The 19,288-nt window shown below is 62.3% G+C and carries 15 protein-coding genes and 1 tRNA gene; 7 read left to right on the top strand and 9 right to left on the bottom strand.

Going from position 1 to position 19,288, the window contains the following annotated elements:
* Positions 1-8 precede the first annotated feature (8 nt).
* The 3 genes from dcm to G3O01_RS31655 all read right to left on the bottom strand — a co-directional run bounded on the left by dcm (position 9) and on the right by G3O01_RS31655 (position 2,622).
* Positions 9-1,283 (bottom strand): DNA (cytosine-5-)-methyltransferase, encoded by a 1,275-nt coding sequence (gene dcm / locus G3O01_RS31665; protein ID WP_205810926.1) that lies wholly within the window; start codon positions 1,281-1,283, stop codon positions 9-11.
* Positions 1,284-1,583: 300 nt separating this feature from the next.
* Positions 1,584-1,907: a hypothetical protein gene (locus G3O01_RS31660; protein ID WP_205810925.1), complete on the bottom strand. Its 324-nt coding sequence runs from the start codon at positions 1,905-1,907 to the stop codon at positions 1,584-1,586.
* Between the two features lie 442 nt (positions 1,908-2,349).
* On the bottom strand, positions 2,350-2,622 hold the full coding sequence (locus G3O01_RS31655; RefSeq protein ID WP_205810924.1) for a hypothetical protein: 273 nt from the start codon (positions 2,620-2,622) through the stop codon (positions 2,350-2,352).
* Positions 2,623-2,852: 230 nt separating this feature from the next.
* On the opposite strand from G3O01_RS31655, the gene G3O01_RS45615 reads away from it, so the two are divergent.
* Positions 2,853-2,978, top strand: a complete 126-nt coding sequence (locus tag G3O01_RS45615) for a hypothetical protein (protein WP_277403065.1) — start codon at positions 2,853-2,855, stop codon at positions 2,976-2,978.
* 108 nt (positions 2,979-3,086) lie between these two features.
* Here G3O01_RS45615 and G3O01_RS31650 read toward each other — a convergent pair.
* Positions 3,087-3,161: transfer RNA gene (locus G3O01_RS31650), tRNA-Arg, on the bottom strand.
* A gap of 97 nt (positions 3,162-3,258) precedes the next feature.
* On the opposite strand from G3O01_RS31650, the gene G3O01_RS31645 reads away from it, so the two are divergent.
* On the top strand, positions 3,259-4,014 hold the full coding sequence (locus G3O01_RS31645) for a class I SAM-dependent methyltransferase (RefSeq protein WP_205810923.1): 756 nt from the start codon (positions 3,259-3,261) through the stop codon (positions 4,012-4,014).
* Between the two features lie 97 nt (positions 4,015-4,111).
* Here G3O01_RS31645 and G3O01_RS31640 read toward each other — a convergent pair whose 3' ends face one another.
* Entirely contained in the window at positions 4,112-4,297 is a 186-nt protein-coding gene (locus G3O01_RS31640; protein ID WP_205810922.1) for a rubredoxin, read from the bottom strand.
* Positions 4,298-4,553: 256 nt separating this feature from the next.
* Between G3O01_RS31640 and G3O01_RS31635 the strand changes: the two genes are divergently transcribed.
* The 5 genes from G3O01_RS31635 to G3O01_RS31615 all read left to right on the top strand — a co-directional run bounded on the left by G3O01_RS31635 (position 4,554) and on the right by G3O01_RS31615 (position 12,436).
* Positions 4,554-4,955: a DUF4399 domain-containing protein gene (locus G3O01_RS31635; protein ID WP_205810921.1), complete on the top strand. Its 402-nt coding sequence runs from the start codon at positions 4,554-4,556 to the stop codon at positions 4,953-4,955.
* Positions 4,956-5,175: 220 nt separating this feature from the next.
* Positions 5,176-7,101: an ATP-binding cassette domain-containing protein gene (locus G3O01_RS31630; RefSeq protein WP_205810920.1), complete on the top strand. Its 1,926-nt coding sequence runs from the start codon at positions 5,176-5,178 to the stop codon at positions 7,099-7,101.
* 311 nt (positions 7,102-7,412) lie between these two features.
* On the top strand, positions 7,413-9,398 hold the full coding sequence (locus tag G3O01_RS31625; RefSeq protein ID WP_205810919.1) for a DNA topoisomerase IV subunit B: 1,986 nt from the start codon (positions 7,413-7,415) through the stop codon (positions 9,396-9,398).
* 84 nt (positions 9,399-9,482) lie between these two features.
* Positions 9,483-11,804, top strand: coding sequence for a DNA topoisomerase IV subunit A (parC, locus tag G3O01_RS31620; protein ID WP_205810918.1), 2,322 nt, complete (start codon positions 9,483-9,485; stop codon positions 11,802-11,804).
* A 173-nt stretch (positions 11,805-11,977) separates the two neighbouring features.
* Positions 11,978-12,436 (top strand): CopD family protein, encoded by a 459-nt coding sequence (locus G3O01_RS31615; protein ID WP_205810917.1) that lies wholly within the window; start codon positions 11,978-11,980, stop codon positions 12,434-12,436.
* A gap of 796 nt (positions 12,437-13,232) precedes the next feature.
* Here the strand turns inward: G3O01_RS31615 and G3O01_RS31610 are convergent.
* The 4 genes from G3O01_RS31610 to G3O01_RS31595 form a co-directional block, all read right to left on the bottom strand.
* Positions 13,233-14,450 (bottom strand): chromate transporter, encoded by a 1,218-nt coding sequence (locus G3O01_RS31610; protein WP_205810971.1) that lies wholly within the window; start codon positions 14,448-14,450, stop codon positions 13,233-13,235.
* Between the two features lie 239 nt (positions 14,451-14,689).
* Positions 14,690-17,074: an EAL domain-containing protein gene (locus G3O01_RS31605; RefSeq protein WP_205810916.1), complete on the bottom strand. Its 2,385-nt coding sequence runs from the start codon at positions 17,072-17,074 to the stop codon at positions 14,690-14,692.
* 539 nt (positions 17,075-17,613) lie between these two features.
* Positions 17,614-18,504, bottom strand: a complete 891-nt coding sequence (locus G3O01_RS31600) for a PhzF family phenazine biosynthesis protein (protein WP_205810915.1) — start codon at positions 18,502-18,504, stop codon at positions 17,614-17,616.
* A gap of 217 nt (positions 18,505-18,721) precedes the next feature.
* On the bottom strand, positions 18,722-19,186 hold the full coding sequence (locus G3O01_RS31595; protein WP_205810914.1) for a RidA family protein: 465 nt from the start codon (positions 19,184-19,186) through the stop codon (positions 18,722-18,724).
* Positions 19,187-19,288 lie beyond the last annotated feature (102 nt).

The following is a 19,288-nucleotide window of genomic DNA, read 5'->3' as shown; positions in this document are numbered from 1 at the left end:
CGCCACCATCAGTGCGCGAGCTCCGCCGCGCTTTCCTCGTGCGATGCGCGCGTGAGCGCCTGCACATGCGGCAGCATGATGCGCGCGACTTCGCGCATCACCGGGACGACGACGCTGTTGCCGAACTGGCGATACGCCTGCGTATCGCTGACGGGAATCCGGTAGGTGTCAGGAAAGCCCATCAGGCGCGCGCATTCGCGTGGTGTCAGGCGGCGCGGGCGCTGCTTCTCGCCCTGATAGACGAGAATTTCCGAGCCGTCCTTGTGATAGCGCGCCGACAGCGTGCGCGTCACGCTTTGCGGATAGGCCATTCCATAGCCGAAGCCGTTGCCTGCCGCGCGATGTTTCTCCGCGTAGTTCTGCAGATAAGTCCAGAGCTTGGGCGTGAGCGTGTATTTCGGTTGCACGCGGCGCGCGGTGTGATCGAAGAAACGGTCGGCGTCCCACGGCAATACGGGCTCACTGCCATCGGTGCGATGCAGGATCGACGCGAGGCGCGGGCCTTCTTCGGGCAGGCGCAGATCGTCCCAGGAGAACGACGTCTTGCCGCGAAAGCCGACGATGATGATCCGCTCGCGATGCTGCGGCGTGAAATGCGCGCCGTCGATCACACGGTAATGCACTTCGTAGCCGAGTTCGTCGCGCAGCGTCTGCAGGATCACGTCGAAGGTGCGGCCCTTGTCGTGCGACAGCAGGTTTTTCACGTTTTCGAGCAGGAACGCGGCGGGACGGCGCGTGGCGATGATGCGCGCGACATCGAAGAAAAGCGTGCCCTGTGTCGCGCATTCGAAGCCGTGTGGCCGGCCGAGCGCGTTCTTCTTGCTGACGCCTGCGATCGAGAACGGCTGGCAGGGAAAGCCGCCGAGCAGGATGTCGTGCTCGGGCACGTCCTCAGCGGGATACGTGACGATGTCGCCGATCAGCGTGTGCTGCGCGGCGCCGTCACGGAAATTCTCCTGATACGTCTTCTGCGAGAAGGCGTTCCACTCGCTCGTGAACACGCACTCGCCGCCGTGCGATTCAAACCCCATGCGAATCCCGCCGATGCCCGCGAACAGATCGATGAAGCGCGTGCCGTTGTTCGCATGTTTGTCGGCGCGGCGCGCGTTCGCCCGATAGAGCAGCGCTTGCAGCGCCGGCTCGAGCATCGCCGGGCAAGGCGTTTCGCCTTTTTCCCAGCGGCGCACCGTCTTGATGTCCTTGCCGACATGCGCGGCGATTTCTTTTTGTGTGAAGCGGGTGCGCGCCTGCTTCAGCAGTTCAAGCGGTGAAGCCTGAGTCACAGGAGTCCTTGCTGGGTATTTTTGCGGACATTATGACCTATGAATGTCCCTAATTTGCGTGCGATGGCGGTTGCGCAGACAAATTTTCCTGCGGAAAGGCGGCGGGAGTGTGCGGAGGGAGGGGAGAGGCAGCCCCGGCGACGCGCCAGATCATCCTGTCGCTGTGTCGCCGGGTGTTCGCGCTGCTGGCAGCAGCATCGTGGAAGGACGCGCGGCGGGTCAATGAATGTTAAATGCGTGGCGCGCGTTCAACCTGTTGCAGCGTTGCCGCGGCGGCGGCATCTGCCAGCTTGCCCAGCGTCAGCGCTTGCGGCGAACGCGATGGCGATTGCCGTCGCGCGACGCCGCGGGCCGCGAGGTCGTCACGGGCAGCGGCGCCAGTTCCATGGTGCACAGATCGTCGAGCTGGAGCAGCAGGTCGTCGATGGCACAAAGCTGGGCGTTGGTCAGGTGGTCGGCGTCGAGCAGCTCGAAGAGCCGTTTGCGCCAGTAGTCGGCCGGGAGGATGGCCCCACCCAGGTCGCCATGCATCGAAGGCCGCATGACGCGGGCAATGTGCGCGATGTCCTGATCGATCAGAGTCGATTTAAACGATCCCGCCGACGAAGTGAGGTAATGGTCCATGCCCCGCTCTACGGCAGGGGTTTAGGAAACTTTAGGGTCGGTTCGGAAATATTTTTAGTCGCGTGCTTTGGCGGTCCGACGGACCGTCGGCGCGGGCAGCGGGCGGATGGCCGTCGAATGGCGGCCCGTGGGCATGTCAGCTCATGTCAGTGCGAGCGCCAGGCTGCAGGTGAGCACGATGATCATCAGGCCAGCGGCGACTGCGAGGTTGTACGGGTAGGGCATCTGTCAACCTGACGTATCCGAGGAGTGACGAGATGATATGAGGATGTCGCGTACCCGTCCGCAGGCAAATGGCGCGTTAGGTGGGAGAGCGCACACTGGTCTGCGGCGCCGGCGCACGAGCCCCGCCGGGCGGGCTTGCCGCGCATGCCGGGGTGTCCGTGAGTGTGGCTTTTTCGCCTCGTGTGGCGTGCGCGGCGAGCGTTGCCGGCGTGTTGCGTCAGGCCGGCTGGTCGGGGCTCGGGCTGACCGGCTGGGCCGCGCCTTCGAGGAAGCGGCGCGTCGCTTCGAACGATTGCAGCATCTGGTCCGGCCACGGCGTCTGCTGCATGACGGCCTGATGATTGACGAACGCGGAGCTGAGCAGCTTCGACAGTTCGGGGGAATTCAGGTGACGCATCAGCACGCTGACGGCGATGGCCGTCGCCTGGCTGGCGCCCGCCGTTTGCAGTTCGGAAGTGGTGAGGGCGGCGAGTTGCTTGTTAATGTCCATGAGATGTCCTTCGTTGTGCTGGCAGGTGTTGCGCAAAATGCGTGATTTTGTCACGGGCGGGCGAGGTCGATTGGACTCCGGTAGCCTGCGGAGCCGCTCTGAAGCTGCGTCAGGCGGTCGACTCGCACTTCACGCACAAAAATGGGAACTGTGTTTTGGCGATTCCGATAGTTTTCCGCGATGAGCGTAGCGGTACACTGGTTACAACTGTTATCGCTCTGGAGTCGATCATGCTTGCCACCTTCTTTGTGCTCTGGCCGTTTGCCGCTGCATCGCTGTTTGCGCTCGTCCGTTTCTTCGATCAGCGCGACCAGCAACTGGCCAAGGTTCAGGTGGTGTGCCGTCGGCATCGTTGAACGGTTTTGCCGCGTTGCTGGGTTACCAACAACGAGGCTGTAGCAAACAAAAAACCCGCAAAGCGTGAGCTGTTGCGGGTTTTTTTATGGCGTCGTCCGTCGCCGATGTGGTCCCCCCGACAGGAATCGAACCTGTATCTAGCGCTTAGGAGGCACTCGTTCTATCCATTGAACTACGGGGAGGGGCCGCCGACGAGCGCAGAGTATAGCAAATCGCCCGTTTGCCAAAGCGGCTTTCAACGCATTGGCGGCACACACACCGCGCCGTTAATATCGGCCGATGGTCCACACGCCCGACACCCACTACACCGACGCGGGTCTTGTCGCGCTCTACGACACGCTCAATCCCTTCGCCGCCGACACGCGCTTCTATATCGATCTCGCTGAGCGCACGAAATCGGTGCGTATCGTCGATATCGGCTGCGGCACCGGGTTGCTGGCCGCCGAACTGGCCCGGCGCGGCCACGCGGTGACGGGCGTCGATCCTTCGTCAGCGATGCTTGAGATTGCGCGTCAACGTCCGGGTGGCGAACGGGTGGAGTGGATCGAAGGCGACGCCACACAGCTGGGCGCGCTGAATGCCGATCTCGCCCTGATGACTGGCCACGTCGCGCAGGTTTTTCTCGACGATGCCAGCTTCGACGCCACGCTTGCCGCGGCGTACGCGGCGCTGCGTCCGGGCGGCCGGCTCGCGTTCGAGAGCCGCAATCCGGCCTTGTCGCCATGGAGGGCGTGGACGCCACAACAGTCGCGCCGCGTGATCGACGACACGCGCGTCGGCCCGGTCGAAATCTGGCAGCAACTTATCGAAGCGACGGACGGCATCGTGCAGTTCGATACCCATCATCGCTTTCTTCGCGACAGCGACGGCGACGCAATCGTCTCAACCAGCGAACTGCGCTTTCGCACGCAAACCGAACTGGACGACGCACTGCGCAAAGCCGGCTTCAGCACGACGCGATGGTGCGGCGACTGGTCCGGTCATCCCGTCGACCCGGCGAGCCGCGAACTGATCGCCGTCGCCACACGCGACTGACCGCCACACCCCCGCGCACCAAAAACAAAAGCGGTCCGCAGGCATCGACCCGCGGACCGCTTCATAGATAAGACGTTTCTGTAGCAGAACCCGTCTATCAGAACTCCACTACAGCAAATTCTGCCTTGCCCACGTCGCACAGCGGACAGCGCCAGTCGTCCGGGATATCGGCGAAGCGCGTACCTGGCGCGATGCCTTCTTCGGGCAAACCTTCTTCTTCGTTAAAGATCCAGCCGCAAATCAGGCAGACCCAGCTTTTGTATTCGACGATCACTTCACTCACGACACACGCTCTTCATTGATTCAATGCAAAATCCGCCAATCTGCCCCTTTATTGTGCATACGGCGGCGACCCGCAATATTACCGGAATTTGACGAACTGCCCACGGATCGCGATTTTTTACCGTTTCAAATCAACGCGAAGCGGCATGCATAAGGGCGATGCGACGCCCGGCGGGGCCGTTCCCAGCGTGTATCCTTTCTGTGCGGTGTGGCCATGCGTCGCGCCCCTCGAGCCGCTTTTGCCAAGGAGAAAAAAGATGCGGAATAACAGATGGTTGGCCGGCGCAGCGTGCGCGGGCATGCTGGTGATGTCGGGCGTGGCGCATGCCGCGGGCGTCTCGTTCGTCGAACCGAAGGACGGCGCGACCGTCAGCAACCCGATCCACGTGAAATTTGCCGTCGAAGGCATGAAGATCGTGCCCGCCGGCACGATGACGGAAGGCACGGGACATCATCACCTGATCATCGACGGACAGCCGCTGCCGAAGGGCGAAGTCATTCCCGCCAACGACAAGTCGCTGCACTTCGGCAAAGGCCAGACGGAAACGGAGATCACGCTGCCGCCCGGCGATCACACGCTGACGCTCGATTTCGGCGATGGCGCGCATCGTTCGTATGGACCTGACATGAGCAGGACGATCACGATTCACGTGAAGTGATGCGGGCGAGTCTGCCGCGCCTTTGACACAGCGGACGCCCGCTCCAGGGCGTTCGCCCGCCGCGTCGTCGTTCGGACTTCGGACCGAAAGATCGCGATCGCGGACCAGAACCAGCGCGTCATTCGTCCTATGCCATCCTGCCGGGCCATATCCCGTCAGTCTGCGCGCTGCCGACCGGTACAATGAGCGCTTCCGACTCATCGCTGGTTTCTTCCTTTCCATGTCGCTTTACACCATTACGGGCGCGCAACTGGCGTTCGGCCACGTCGCGCTGCTCGATCACGCGGATTTCTCACTTGAAGCCGGCGAGCGCGTCGGGTTGATCGGCCGCAACGGCGCGGGCAAGTCCTCGCTGCTGAAGATCGTCGCCGAGCTTGCAAAACCGGACGACGGTCTGATTACGCGTCAGCAGGACCTCGTCACCGTGTACGTGCCGCAGGAGCCCGAGTTCGACGGCGACGTGTCGGTATTCGACACGGTCGCAGCGGGCCTCACGCACGCGAGCGCGCTGCTCGACGAATACAACACGGTTGCGCACGAACTGGCGGAGACGCCCGAAGGCGCGCAGCACGACGCGTTGCTCGCGCGCATGAACACGCTGCAGTCGTCGCTCGACGCAACCGATGCCTGGAACTGGCGCACACGCGTCGCCACGACGCTCGCGCAGATCGGACTGGACGGCGACGCGCGGGTGGGTTCGTTGTCGGGCGGCATGCAAAAGCGCGTCGCGCTGGCACGGGCGCTGGTCGTGCAGCCGGATGTCCTGCTGCTGGACGAGCCGACCAACCATCTGGATTTCGACGGCATTCGCTGGCTGGAAGAGTTGCTGGTGTCTCAGCGCGCCGGCCTGCTGTTCATCACCCACGATCGTGCGTTTCTCGACCGCGTCGCGACGCGCATCGTTGAACTGGATCGCGGGCGCCTGCTGTCATATCCTGGCAATTTCTCTGCTTATCAGACACGCAAGGCGCAACAACTGGAAGTGGAGCGCGTCGAGAACGAGAAATTCGACAAGCTGCTCGCCCAAGAGGAAGTGTGGATCCGCAAGGGCGTCGAGGCGCGGCGCACGCGCAGCGTCGGACGGATTGCACGGCTCGTGCAAATGCGCAACGAACGCGCGGAACGCCGCAACGTGCAGGGCAACGTGAAGCTCGACGTCGGGCAGGGCGAGAAGTCGGGCAAGATCGTCGCCGAACTCACGGACGTGACCAAGCGCTACGGCGAGCGCACGGTGGTCGACCGTTTTTCGACGACGGTCATGCGCGGTGACAAGATCGGTTTTGTCGGTCCGAACGGCGCAGGCAAGACCACGCTGCTCAAGCTGATTCTCGGCGAACTGCAGCCGGATGAAGGCAAGGTGCGCGTCGGTACTAACCTTCAGGTTGCTTACTTCGACCAGATGCGGGCTCAGCTCGATCTGGAAAAGAGTCTCGCCGACACCATCAGCCCAGGCAGTGACTGGGTCGAGATCAACGGCCAGAAAAAGCACGTGATGAGTTATCTGGGCGACTTCCTGTTCGCGCCGGAGCGCGCGCGCTCGCCTGTCAAATCGCTGTCGGGCGGCGAACGCAACCGGCTGCTGCTCGCGCGTCTGTTCGCGCGCCCGGCCAACGTGCTGGTGCTCGACGAGCCGACCAACGACCTCGACATCCCGACGCTCGAACTGCTCGAAGAACTGCTGACCGACTACGACGGTACGGTCTTGCTGGTGAGCCACGACCGCGCGTTTCTGGATAACGTGGCGACGTCGGTGATCGCGTCGGAGGGCGCGGGGAAGTGGCGCGAGTATGTCGGCGGATTTACAGACTGGCAGATCCAGCGCGATCGTTCCGAGCAGATTACGCAACAGGACGCACCGAAAGAGGCGCCGAAAGAAGCCGCGCCGAAGGAAAGCGCAGCGGGCCGCAACGCGCAGCGCACGGTGAAGCTTTCATTCAAGGAACAGCGCGAACTGGAAGCGTTGCCCGGGCAGATCGCCGCGCTCGAAGCCGAGCAGAAGGCGATCGGCGCGCAGATCGAGGAAGGTTCAATCTTCGTCAAGGACGCGCAGGAAGGCGCGCGGCTGACCGAGCGCTACGCGGCGATCGACGAGGAGCTGCTCGTGGCGATCGAACGGTGGGATGAGCTGGAGAGCAAGAAGAAGTAGTATGCCCCTCGGGTGCAGGGCACTTTCCCCGCCAACCGTCCTACACCCATCATCTAAATTGCCCCGCGCATCGAAATCAGTAAAATACCCGCGAACCTGCTTCCCACGGTCCTTCCAGCGAATCGCCCGCAAAGCGTGTCGAAGGAAAACCGCGGAAAGCAGGCAAGGCAAACCGATAAGCGCTGCACGCAAGTCGCGCAGCGCACACACTCCGTTGTTTCGTTTCGCTTTTTTTGAAAACTCAACGCATTGTCCACGCACCTGTCCACAGGACTTGTGGACAACGATGAACCGACGGACCCGAGCAAGCCATGTCAACGAAAAAGCCTAACGCCGCCTATAGCGAAGCATCGATCAAGGTGCTCAAGGGCCTGGAGCCGGTCAAACAGCGGCCCGGCATGTACACGCGCACCGAAAATCCGCTGCACATCATCCAGGAAGTCATCGACAACGCATCCGACGAAGCGCTCGGCGGCTATGGCCGTCAGATCACCGTCACATTGCACGCCGACCATTCCGTGTCCGTCGAAGACGACGGCCGCGGTATTCCGTTCGGCATGCACCCCGAAGAGGGCGTGCCCGTCGTCGAAATCGTCTTCACGCGTCTGCACGCGGGCGGCAAGTTCGACAAGGCGGCCGGCGGCGCCTACACGTTCTCGGGCGGTCTGCACGGCGTCGGCGTGTCGGTCACGAACGCGCTGTCCACGCGCCTCGACGTCACCGTGTGGCGCGACAACAAGGTCGCCGAGCTGAGCTTCTCACATGGCGACGTCGTCAAGCCACTGCAGGTTCGCGCCGCGGCTCGGGCCGACAAGAAATCCGGCACGCGCGTTACCGCCTGGGCCGATCCGAAATACTTCGATTCACCCAACCTGCCGCTCGGCGAACTGCAACGCCTGTTGCGCTCGAAAGCCGTGCTGCTGCCGGGCGTCGAGGTCGTGCTCGTCAACGAAAAGACGGGCGAGCGCCAAAGCTGGAAATACGAAGACGGCCTGCGCGGCTATCTGATGGAAGGCATGGCGGGCAGTGATCTGCTGATCCCGCTGTTCGAAGGCGAGCGCTACGCGGAAAGCTCGCGTTCGAACGAAGAGACGTTTGCCGAAGGCGAAGGCGCGGCGTGGGTCGTCGCGTGGAGCGAAGAAGGGCCGCTCACGCGCGAGTCCTACGTCAATCTGATTCCGACGCCCGCAGGCGGCACGCACGAAGCGGGTCTGCGCGACGGTCTGTTCCAGGCCGTGAAGAGCTTCGTCGAATTGCACAACCTGCAGCCAAAGGGCGTGAAGCTGCTCGCGGAAGACGTGTTCGCGCGCGTGTCGTTCGTGCTGTCGGCGAAGGTGCTCGATCCGCAGTTCCAGGGGCAAATCAAGGAGCGCCTGAATAGCCGCGACGCCGTGAAGCTGGTGTCGTCGTTTGCGCGTCCGGCGCTCGAACTGTGGCTCAACCAGCACGTCGAGCACGGCAAGAAGCTCGCCGATCTCGTCATCAAGCAGGCGCAGGCGCGCACGCGTGCCGGCCAGAAGGTCGAGAAGCGCAAGAGTTCGGGCGTCGCCGTGCTGCCCGGCAAGCTGACGGATTGCGAATCGACGGAAATTGGCCGTAACGAGCTGTTCCTCGTCGAGGGCGATTCGGCGGGCGGTTCCGCGAAGATGGGCCGCGACAAGGAATATCAGGCCATCCTGCCGCTGCGCGGCAAGGTGCTGAATACATGGGAAACCGAGCGCGATCGTCTGTTTGCGAACAACGAAGTGCACGACATTTCCGTGGCGATCGGCGTCGATCCGCATAACCCGGACGACACCGTCGATCTGTCCAATCTGCGCTACGGCAAGATCTGTATCTTGTCCGATGCTGACGTCGACGGCTCGCACATTCAGGTGTTGCTGCTCACGCTGTTCTTCAAGCATTTCCCGCAACTGATCGAACGCGGTCACGTGCATGTCGCGCGTCCGCCGCTGTTTCGCGTCGATGCGCCCGCGCGCGGCAAGAAGCCCGCGCAGAAGCTGTACGCGCTCGACGAAGGCGAACTCGAAGCGATCCTCGACAAGCTGCGCAAGGACGGCGTGCGTGAATCGCAATGGTCGATCAGCCGCTTCAAGGGCCTTGGTGAAATGAGCGCCGAGCAGTTGTGGGACACGACGATGAACCCGGACACGCGGCGCCTGTCGCCCGTCGCGCTGGGCGAACTCGACTTCGACGCAACCGTCGCACGCATGACGATGCTGATGGGCAAGGGCGAAGCGTCGTCGCGCCGTAGCTGGCTCGAAGAGAAGGGCAACCAGGTCGAAGCGGATATCTGAGCGCCGCCGCGCTTCGTGCCCGCGAACCATGCCATGCATGTGACGCACGAAGCGCACGCCGCCCAACAAGGACACGGAATCTAGATGGACGACAACACTACCGATCTTTTCGCCGAGCCGGCCGCGCCCGAAGGCGATGTGCTGACGCTTGGCAACTACGCGGAAAGCGCGTACCTCGAATACGCGGTGAGCGTCGTGAAAGGCCGCGCGCTGCCCGACGTCTGCGACGGCCAGAAGCCGGTGCAGCGACGCATCCTGTACGCGATGAACGAGATGGGTCTCGGCGACAACGCGAAGCCGGTGAAGTCGGCGCGCGTGGTCGGCGACGTGCTGGGTAAATATCACCCGCACGGCGACCAGTCGGCGTACGACGCACTCGTGCGTCTCGCGCAGGACTTCTCGATGCGCTATCCGCTGATCGACGGCCAGGGCAACTTCGGCTCGCGCGACGGCGACGGCGCAGCGGCCATGCGATACACGGAAGCGCGTCTCACGCCGATCGCAAAACTGCTGCTCGACGAGATCGACCAGGGCACCGTCGATTTCATGCCGAACTACGACGGCTCGTTCCAGGAACCGAAGCTGCTGCCTGCGCGTCTGCCGTTCGTGCTGCTGAACGGTGCATCGGGTATCGCGGTGGGTCTGGCGACGGAAATTCCGTCGCACAACCTGCGCGAAGTCGCAGCGGCAGCCGTCACGATGATCCGTCATCCGAACATCACGCACGCTGAACTGATGCAACTCGTGCCCGGACCGGACTTCCCGGGCGGCGGTCAGATCATTTCGAGCGAAGCGGAAATCGCGCAGGCATATGAGACGGGCCGCGGAAGTCTCAAGGTGCGTGCGCGCTACAAGATCGAAGATCTCGCGCGCGGCCAGTGGCAACTCGTTATCACCGAATTGCCGCCGAATACGTCTGGTCAGAAGGTGCTCGAAGAGATCGAAGAACAGACGAATCCGAAAATCAAGCTCGGCAAGAAGTCGCTGACGCCGGAACAGTTGCAGACGAAACAGACATTGCTCGGTCTGCTCGACGCCGTTCGCGACGAGTCTGGCAAGGACGCACCCGTGCGTCTCGTGTTCGAGCCGAAGTCGCGCACCATCGATCAGACCGAATTCGTCACTACGCTGCTCGCGCATACGAGCCTCGAGTCGAACGCGGCGCTGAATCTGGTGATGGTCGGCGCCGATGGCCGTCCGCGCCAGAAGGGCCTTGGTGAGATCCTGCGCGAATGGGTCGGCTTCCGTTTCACGACGGTAACGCGCCGTACGCAGCATCGTCTGGGCAAGGTCAACGACCGGATTCACATCCTCGAAGGTCGGATGATCGTCTTTTTGAATATCGACGAAGTCATCCGCATCATTCGCGAATCGGAAGAGCCTAAGACTGCGCTGATCGAAGCCTTTGGTCTGTCCGATCGACAAGCCGAAGACATTCTTGAAATCCGACTGCGTCAGTTGGCGCGCCTGGAAAAGATCAAGATTGAGAAGGAACTGTCCGAACTGCGCGACGAGAAGGCGAAGCTCGAAGAACTGCTTGGCAGCGAATCGGCGATGAAGCGCCTGCTCATCAAGGAAATCGAAGCTGACGCCAAGCAATACGGCGACGATCGCCGCACGCTGATCCAGCAGGAAAAGCGCGCGACATTCGAAGCACGTGTCGTCGATGAACCTGTCACCGTCGTCGTGTCGCAGAAGGGCTGGGTGCGGGCACTGAAGGGCCACGGGCTCGATCCCGCAGGCTTCACGTTCAAGGCGGGCGACGGTCTGTACGCGGCGTTCCAGTGCCGCACGCCCGATATGCTGATCGCGTGGGGCAGCAAGGGCCGCGTGTATTCCGTTTCCGTCGCGCAGTTGCCGGGCGGACGCGGCGATGGCGTTCCTGTCACGTCGCTGATCGAGCTCGAATCGGGCACGCATCTGATGCATTACTTCGCGGCGTCGGCGGATCAGGCGCTGTTGCTGGCGTCGTCGAACGGCTTTGGCTTTATCGCGAAGGTGGGCGATATGGTGAGCCGCGTGAAGGCGGGCAAGGCGTTCATGACGATCGACGAAGGCGCGACACCGCTCGCGCCGATGCCGATGTTGCCTGACGCGACGCAGGTCGCGTGTCTGTCGGGCGGCGGGCGTCTGCTGGTGTTCGGTCTCGACGAGATGAAGACGTTGTCGGGCGGTGGGCGCGGCGTGATCCTGATGGCGCTCGATTCGAACGAAGCGTTGACACAGGCGCTGGCGATCAACAAGGCGGGCGTCGTGCTGGAAGGCGTGTATCGCAACAAGCCGACGGAAGAGCAGTTGTCGGGTGCGTCGCTGGCGTCGTGTGTCGGCAAGCGCGCTCGCAAGGGCCGCGCGCCGGATACGAAGCTCAAAGAGGTGACGTCGCTTCGTCCGGTGCTGGGCACTTAACGATGATGTGCGCCGTGAGCGGGGTGTCTCACGGCGTAACATGGAAAAGAAATTAGCGCAGCAAATGAACTGCGCATCGTGTCGCGAGTCGAACGCGGTCATTGACGCATGTCAGTGCCGCGTTTTCTGGCTGCACAAAACGGCAGCGCGCTATATCGGGAAAGGAAAACAAAATGAACAAGGCGATTGAAATCGCGCTCTTTCTGCATCTGCTGGGTGTCGCCGTGTGGATTGGCGGCATGATATTCGCGCATTTCTGCCTGCGTCCGGCACTCGAAGATCTTTCGCCGCAATTGCGGCTGCCGCTGTGGGAGTCGGTGTTCGGCCGGTTTTTCAACTGGGTCGGTGTGTCGGTGCTCGTTATTCTGCTGACGGGTGGTTTCCTGCTGATGCAGTTCGGAGGTGGCCATGCGACCTGGCAGCTTCATGCGATGGCAGGTATCGGTATCGTGATGATGCTGATTTTCGGGCATATCCGTTTTGCGGTTTTTCCGCGGATCCGGCGTGCTGTGCAGGCGCAGAAGTGGCCTGATGGTGCGCGTGCTGTGGCCACCGTGCGGCGGCTGGTTGTTGTTAATCTGGTGTTGGGGATCGTGACGATTGGGGTTGCGGTGTTGTCGCGCGGGTTTTGAGCGCGGTTCGCAGCGCAGTCAAATGCCGCTTCTGCGGCGGGTTTTTGAGTTTTGTTGATTTTTGTTTTTTGCTTTTTGCTTTTGCTTTCGCTGGCATCCGCGATTTGCCTTCGTGATTCACGCGTCGCCCCTGTGCGGGGCGGCACCTACTTTTCTTTGCCGCGGCAAAGAAAAGTGGGCAAAAGAAAGCCGCTCAACACCGCCAGCTATTCTCGCTGCCCACGGGCCCCCAACGGCCCCGTCCTGTGCGCGACAGCATCCTTCTCGACGCCGGCTGCCAACGCTTCGGCTAAGCTCATCACCCGCTCCACACTCTCGCGTCGCCACAAGCGCGATCAAATCTCCCACGTTCTATAGCGGCAAACTGTGTGTCGGCTTTCGCGACGTATGCGCTCCACTCCAGACGGGAAACCAGGGTCACGGCTCGAAAACACGATCGGTGTCGTAGGAGCGCCGAGGTGTGAAGCACTACGATCTACACACAGTTTGCCACCTGGGCGGCCGCAACTATTCGCTGCCGCTGGCTGTGTTACGGGTGATCGAAGTGGGTGAGGCGCCGAGCCGAAGCGCTAGCAACGCGCGGGTACTGAGAAGTTGTCGTGTGAAGGAGAGGACCCGTTGGGGGCCCTCAGGCGGTGGTCAAGAGCGGGCGGTGTTAGCCCGCTTTCTTTGCTTACTTTCTTTGCGGCGGCAAAGAAAGTAAGTGCCGCCCCGCACAGGGGCAACGCATGAATCACGAAGGCATAGCGCGGATGCCAGCAAAAACAAAAACAGAAGCAGAAGCAGAAGCAACATTTCAGCCAACAGGCACAAAGTAAAGCCACACACCACACACAACAGCAACAGTCCCATACACCGCATAAACCGGCATCTTCAGCTTCGCAAAGCAAAATCCGGAAAACAGCGCAGTCACGAGATACGCCGGCTCGAACGGCACATTCCGCACGATGCGCAGCACGGCAATAGCCAGAAACGCCGTCGTGACTGCCCGCAGCACGCGCATGCCGTGCTCGAACCGCGGGTTCGTCTTCAACTGATGCAAGTGACGCTGCGCAAGCACAACGAGACAGCCCGAAGGCACGAAGAGGGCGATCGTTGCAATGACCGCCCCACGCCATCCCTCGATCAGATAACCAAAGAACGGCACGACATTCAGCAACGGTCCAGGCGACAAGGGCGATAGCGAAAACGCCAGCGTGAACTCGTTATCGGTCACACCGACAACCGGCGTGACGAACAGCGTCTTCAACACCGGCAGCGCCGAAAAACCGCCGCCGAACAGCGTCAATCCCGCACCCGCAAGCCGCGGCCACAGCAGCGCGAGTTCATATCGATGCGGCAAAGGCAGCGCGAAAATCACCAGCAGCACGCACAAACCAATCAACAACCGCCAGTCGCCTGGGCTGAGCGTCGTCGAGAGACGGGCGTCGCGCGCATCGCTGCGCACCCAGCCCGACATGAATGCCGCGCCGAGCATGCCGATATACGCAGCCGGCGTATGCGCGCCAACCAGCGCAATACTGCCCAGCACGGCCGCCGTCCATTCGAGCCGCCCACGCACGAGCGCACGTGTCTGCTTGTACCAGGTCACGCCGATCAGCGTCGCCAGCACGACGCTGAAATGGTTGAGCAGCGTCTGCGACGCGACTTCGCGCACCAGCGGTGTCTGGTAAAAGATCGCGAAGGCAGTCATCAGCATGAAGAAGGGCAGCACGCTCGCGATGCCCGCGACCCATGCGCCCGCACGTCCGCGCAACACATGGCCGAGCTGCACGGCGACATTGCAGCCGACAGGGCCCGGCACCATCCACGCAAGCGCCACGATGTCGGAGAACGCGAGGCGCGTGAGGCGCTCCTCACGCTCGACGTAGTGATTCTCCAGTTGCGCCATCAGCGCGAGCCCGCCCCACGACAGCGCGGACAAGCCGAACACGACGCGAAACAGCGTCCAGAGCGGCTCGCGCTCGTGGCATCGCGTGGTTTCGTTTTCTGTGGGCGCGTGAAGCGCCGTCATCTCCCTGGCTGGGCGCATGAGAACACCTGTTGGGCTGGTTTCTTATCAAGCCCGCGCCGTCGATGGCCATGACAACGCGCGCTGAGGTCATGCGAGGTCAGGCGAATCCGCCCGAATTGCGCTGATACCCTTCGTGTTCTATCAGGCGCCTGATACGCGCCTGGTGCATGCCTCGAGCTTGCCTGGAGCGCGCCGGATGACTGGCGGCAGCGAAGCCGCGTCGCTGCGGCGAATGTCGCTCAGGCCGATTCGTTGCTCGTGCTGGTACTCGTGCTCGCAGCGTCGCTCGTGTGATCCAGATCTCTCGCGTGCGAAAGACGCACGGCACCGTGCGTGCCGCACACGCCGAAGCGTTCGAGCAGCGCCGGGATGCCCTCGGCTGGGACGGGCCGCGAGAACAGGAAACCCTGCGCCTCGATATGCCCGAGCGCCGCAAGCCACGCAATCTGCTCTTCGGTCTCCGTGCCTTCGACGACCACGGTCAGCCCCAGCGAGCGCGCGAGGTTCACGATAGCCGTCACCATCACGCAGACGCTGCGATCGCCGGGAATGGCCTGCACGAACGAGCGGTCGACCTTCAGCGTATCGACCGAGAAGCGGTTCAGATACGACAGCGACGAATAGCCGGTGCCGAAATCGTCGAGCGCGATACGCACGCCGAGCCGCTTCAACGCGAAGATCTTTTCGGAGACGAGATCGGGATATTCCATCATCGCCGTCTCGGTGATCTCGAGTTCGAGGCGGCGCGCCGCGATGCCCGTTTCTTCGATCGCCTGCGAGATCGTCTCGTAGATGTCGCCGCGCCAGAACTGTACGGCCGAAATATTCACGGCGAGTGACAGCGTGTCGTAACCCTGTTGCTGCCATTGCGCGAGCTGCCGGCAAGCAGTACGGATCACGAAGTCGCCGATCGGCACGATCAGACCCGTCGATTCCGCCACGGGAATGAACTCGTTCGCGGGAATCAGCCCGTGCTGCGGATGGTTCCAGCGCACCAGCGCTTCGAAGCCCGTGATGCAGCGGCGGGCGAGATCGATCTTCGGCTGATAGGCGAGGAACAGTTGCTGGTCGGCAAGCGCCACGCGCAACTGCTGTTCCCACTTCATCAGATGGTCCGCGCGATGCGACAGATGCGGCGAGTAGAACTGATAGCAGTTCTTGCCTGCGTCCTTTGCGCTGTACATCGCGAGGTCGGCTTTTTTCAGCAGGTCGATTTCGCTTTCGTTTGCAACGGAGTAGAGCGCGATACCGATGCTCGCATGCAGTACGAACGAACTGCCGCGCACTTCGAACGGCTTCGCGAACATCTCGACGATCGCTTCCGCGAGTGTCACCGAGCGCTTCTCGACATCGTCGCCTTTGATCACGACGACAAACTCGTCGCCACCGATGCGCGACAGCGCACCCGCGTCGCCGACGGCGTCGGCGAGACGCGCGGCCGTCATCTGCAGCACGATGTCGCCGGCATTGTGGCCGAGCGTGTCGTTGACGGTCTTGAAGTTGTCGAGGTCGATGAAGAGGATTGCGAGATGGCCGAGATGGGCCGGTTGCGCAACGTCGTGACGCAGGGTCTGCAAGGTCGAATAGCGGTTACGCAGCCCCGTGAGCAGATCGAATTCGACGAGATGCGTCATCTCGCGTTCGCGCCCGAGCAGCTTGCCGATCAGCCCGGTGGCGACGGCGAAGAAACCGAGCATCGCGAGCGAGATGAAGCTCGCCATCAGCAGATAGACGTTGCGTGTGTGGTTGTAGTCGGCGAATTCTTCGGCCTGCGACAGACCGACCAGCACACCGAGCGGATAGCCGTCGATATGCCGGTACGACACGATGCGCGTCACGTTGTCGATGGAGTCGACATAGGTGCCCGACACATGTTCCGAGGTCGGATACACGCCCGTGGCCGTGAACACGCCTTGCGCGTGATCGGAATTGCCCGTGCGCCGCGCGAGCACCGCGCCGCTGTCGGAGATCACGGCGATCACGCCGTCGCGCCCGATGGCCGCGTTGTTGTAGAAGTCGCTGGTGAAATAGCTCGGGTCTTCCGACACCACCACGACGCCCGCGAACGAGCCATCTGGATGATTCAGGCGGCGCGTCATCTGCAAGGTCCAGTGGCCCGACACGCGGCCGAGGACGGGCTTGCTGATGAACAGCTGATCGTCGTTCTCGTGCTCGTGCACCTTGAAGTGCTCGCGGTCCGACAGGTCGATCGGTTTCGGGTTGGGGTCGGCTGTGTTGGCGATCAGCTTGCCGTGCTCGTCGATCAGCGAAACCTGCACAAGCGTTTCGCTCTGCACGACGCCTTTTTCAACCGTGCTTGCCAGATCGAAACGTCCCGGCGTCTTTTCGAATTCGAACTTGACGAAACGCGTGATCTGGTCGACCTGGTGAATGGCCTTCACCGTATGCTGTTCGAGTGCAGCCGACAGGATCGCCGCCGAAGCCATCGCCTCGCGATACGTCGTGTCCTTCTCGACCGAGAGCCGCGCGAAGATCACCGTCCACAGCAACACGAGCACCAGCACGCCGAGCGCGGGAATCGCGAGCAGCGCGCGTCGGCGGGTGCCCGCCGGATCGAGGCGGTGCCGGGCGTCGCGCGCGGAAGAGAGGCGGAACTGATTCATCGGCTGGACCGTGACCCTGTGCCTTGCGGCTGTACTTGTGCTGCTGTGTTTGCGTTTCGATTGACTGCGCGAATGTAAGGCAACCGGCTGCTTCGACGAATGGTTAAAAGGCGACCAGGCGGCAACTGCGTCATGGAAGCGGGGTGTGGTGGCGAGCCAGACCACCCGTTGGTCATCGGTTACGATTTGATATTACTGAATGGGCAATAATTAAGGAAGGGCCCGCGCATCGGGTATACGCTGTCCTTGACGGGCATGCGGGCAAGCTTCCCGCCGATCGCGTGTGCTGCCCCGACAGGCGCGCCAGCCGTGCGTTTGAAAGAATGTGTCGAAAACCGGGCAAGAGCGGCCAGTCGCCGCAATGGTAGTTCGACAGCCATCATGGCAATGCGGCCATTCATGCAGTGTGCATGAATGGCCGCATTCATATGGGATTGGGGCGTTTTACATGTGCGCATTCAATGGACTTTTAGAACATCCAGGTGACGCGCAAATGTCAATTCACTCAATCTTCACTTCGGCTTATTACGTTTTGCGGATTACGGCAGGCGGAATGTGCCGTCGATAATCGTCACTGACGCACCGCCAATCCACGTCTTGCCTGTTGCATCGTCGTAACGCACGTACACGTCGCCTGTGCGGCCAAGCGCGGTGCCCTGGCGTACTGTGTATTGCACGCCGGGCCGTGCGTTCTGTTCGGTAAGCAAGCCCGCGACCGCGGCGTTCGCGCTGCCCGTGACAGGGTCTTCCCCTAGGCCGAGGCCGCCGCCCATCATCAGGCAGCGCAGCTCGAAGGTCGCGGGGCCGCTTGCGTCATGTGGCCCGTAAGCGGCGAGGCCGAGCGCGCCCACGGTTTGCCCGACACGCCGCAGCGCTGCCGCATCGGGATCGAGTGCGAGCACGGCCGCCGCCGATTTCATACGGACCACGAGCCATTGCGGACCATTGTCGATGGCGCAGGGTTGTGCTGTGTAATCGATCGCATCGCTGCGCATGGCTTCGGCGAGCGCGCCGTATTCGCTTTGCGCGAGCGGCGTGACGCGCGCGGGCGGCGCGGCGAAGGCCCACACGTTGCGCGCGCTATCTTCTTGCGTCAGTTCGATCAGACCCGCCGCGCATTGCTGGACGAGGCGGCCTGATTGCTTCGGCTGGTTGCCCGCTTCGCGCCACGCGTGCGCGGTGCCGAGCGTCGGATGGCCGGCGAACGGCAATTCGCCCTGCGTCGTGAAGATGCGCACGCGATAATCGGCCGACGGGTCGGTCGGCTTTAACAGGAACGTCGTTTCGGACAGGTTCGTCCATTGCGCGATGGCCTGCATCTGCGCCGTGTCGAGTCCGTCGGCGTCGAAGACCACGGCAAGCGGATTGCCTTTGAACGGCACCGACGTGAACACATCGACCTGTTTGAAGCGAACGGTTTGCTCTTGCATTGTCTGTTTCCTGTCCGATGTTCGACCTGGGGTTTCTGCGCAGTCTGCTGTGCGTGCGCGGTGTTGTGATGGCACAACGTCGGTGCGCTCAACACACGAAGTCAAGGCACAAAAAAACGCCGCCGATGACGCTTTCACATCATCGACGGCGTATTAGCGTCGGTGCTCGCTCGCGACGGAGACGCTCACAGCGAACGTCCCGTTGATGCCGCGCTGCTTATTGCACTTCAGCGATCAGTTCGATCTCGACGCATGCGCCCAGCGGAATCTGCGCGACGCCGAACGCCGAACGCGCATGCTTGCCGCTCTCGCCGAACACGTCGGCGATCAGTTCCGATGCGCCGTTCGTCACGAGATGCTGTTCGGTGAAGTCGAGCGTCGAGTTCACGAGGCTCATCACCTTGACGATGCGCGTGACGCGGTTCAGGTCGCCGACATGCGCATGCAGTGTCGCGAGCAGGTCGATTGCAACGGCACGCGCGGCTGCCTTGCCTTCTTCCGTGCTGATGTTGTCGCCGAGCTTGCCGGCCCACACCTTGCCGTCCTTCTTCGCAATGTGGCCCGACAGGTACACGGTGTTGCCGCTCTGCGCGCTCATCACATACGCGGCAGCGGGCGCGCCCGCGACGGGCAGCTCGATGCCCAGTTCCTTCAGCTTGTCATACACATTCGATTGAGCCATGACGTGTCCTCGTCGATGAATGGAAAGTAGCGTTAAGCGTGCGCGCGGCCGGCTTCACTACGATGCCGGCCGGGCACTGGCGCCGTGCGACGCGCGATGGCG

It is taken from the genome of Burkholderia sp. Ac-20365 (assembly GCF_017104715.1).
In the GTDB taxonomy this organism is placed as follows: Bacteria; Pseudomonadota; Gammaproteobacteria; order Burkholderiales; family Burkholderiaceae; genus Paraburkholderia.
The sequence above is the reverse complement of the archived record's forward strand: the minus strand, read 5'-3'. Positions and strand labels throughout refer to the sequence as shown.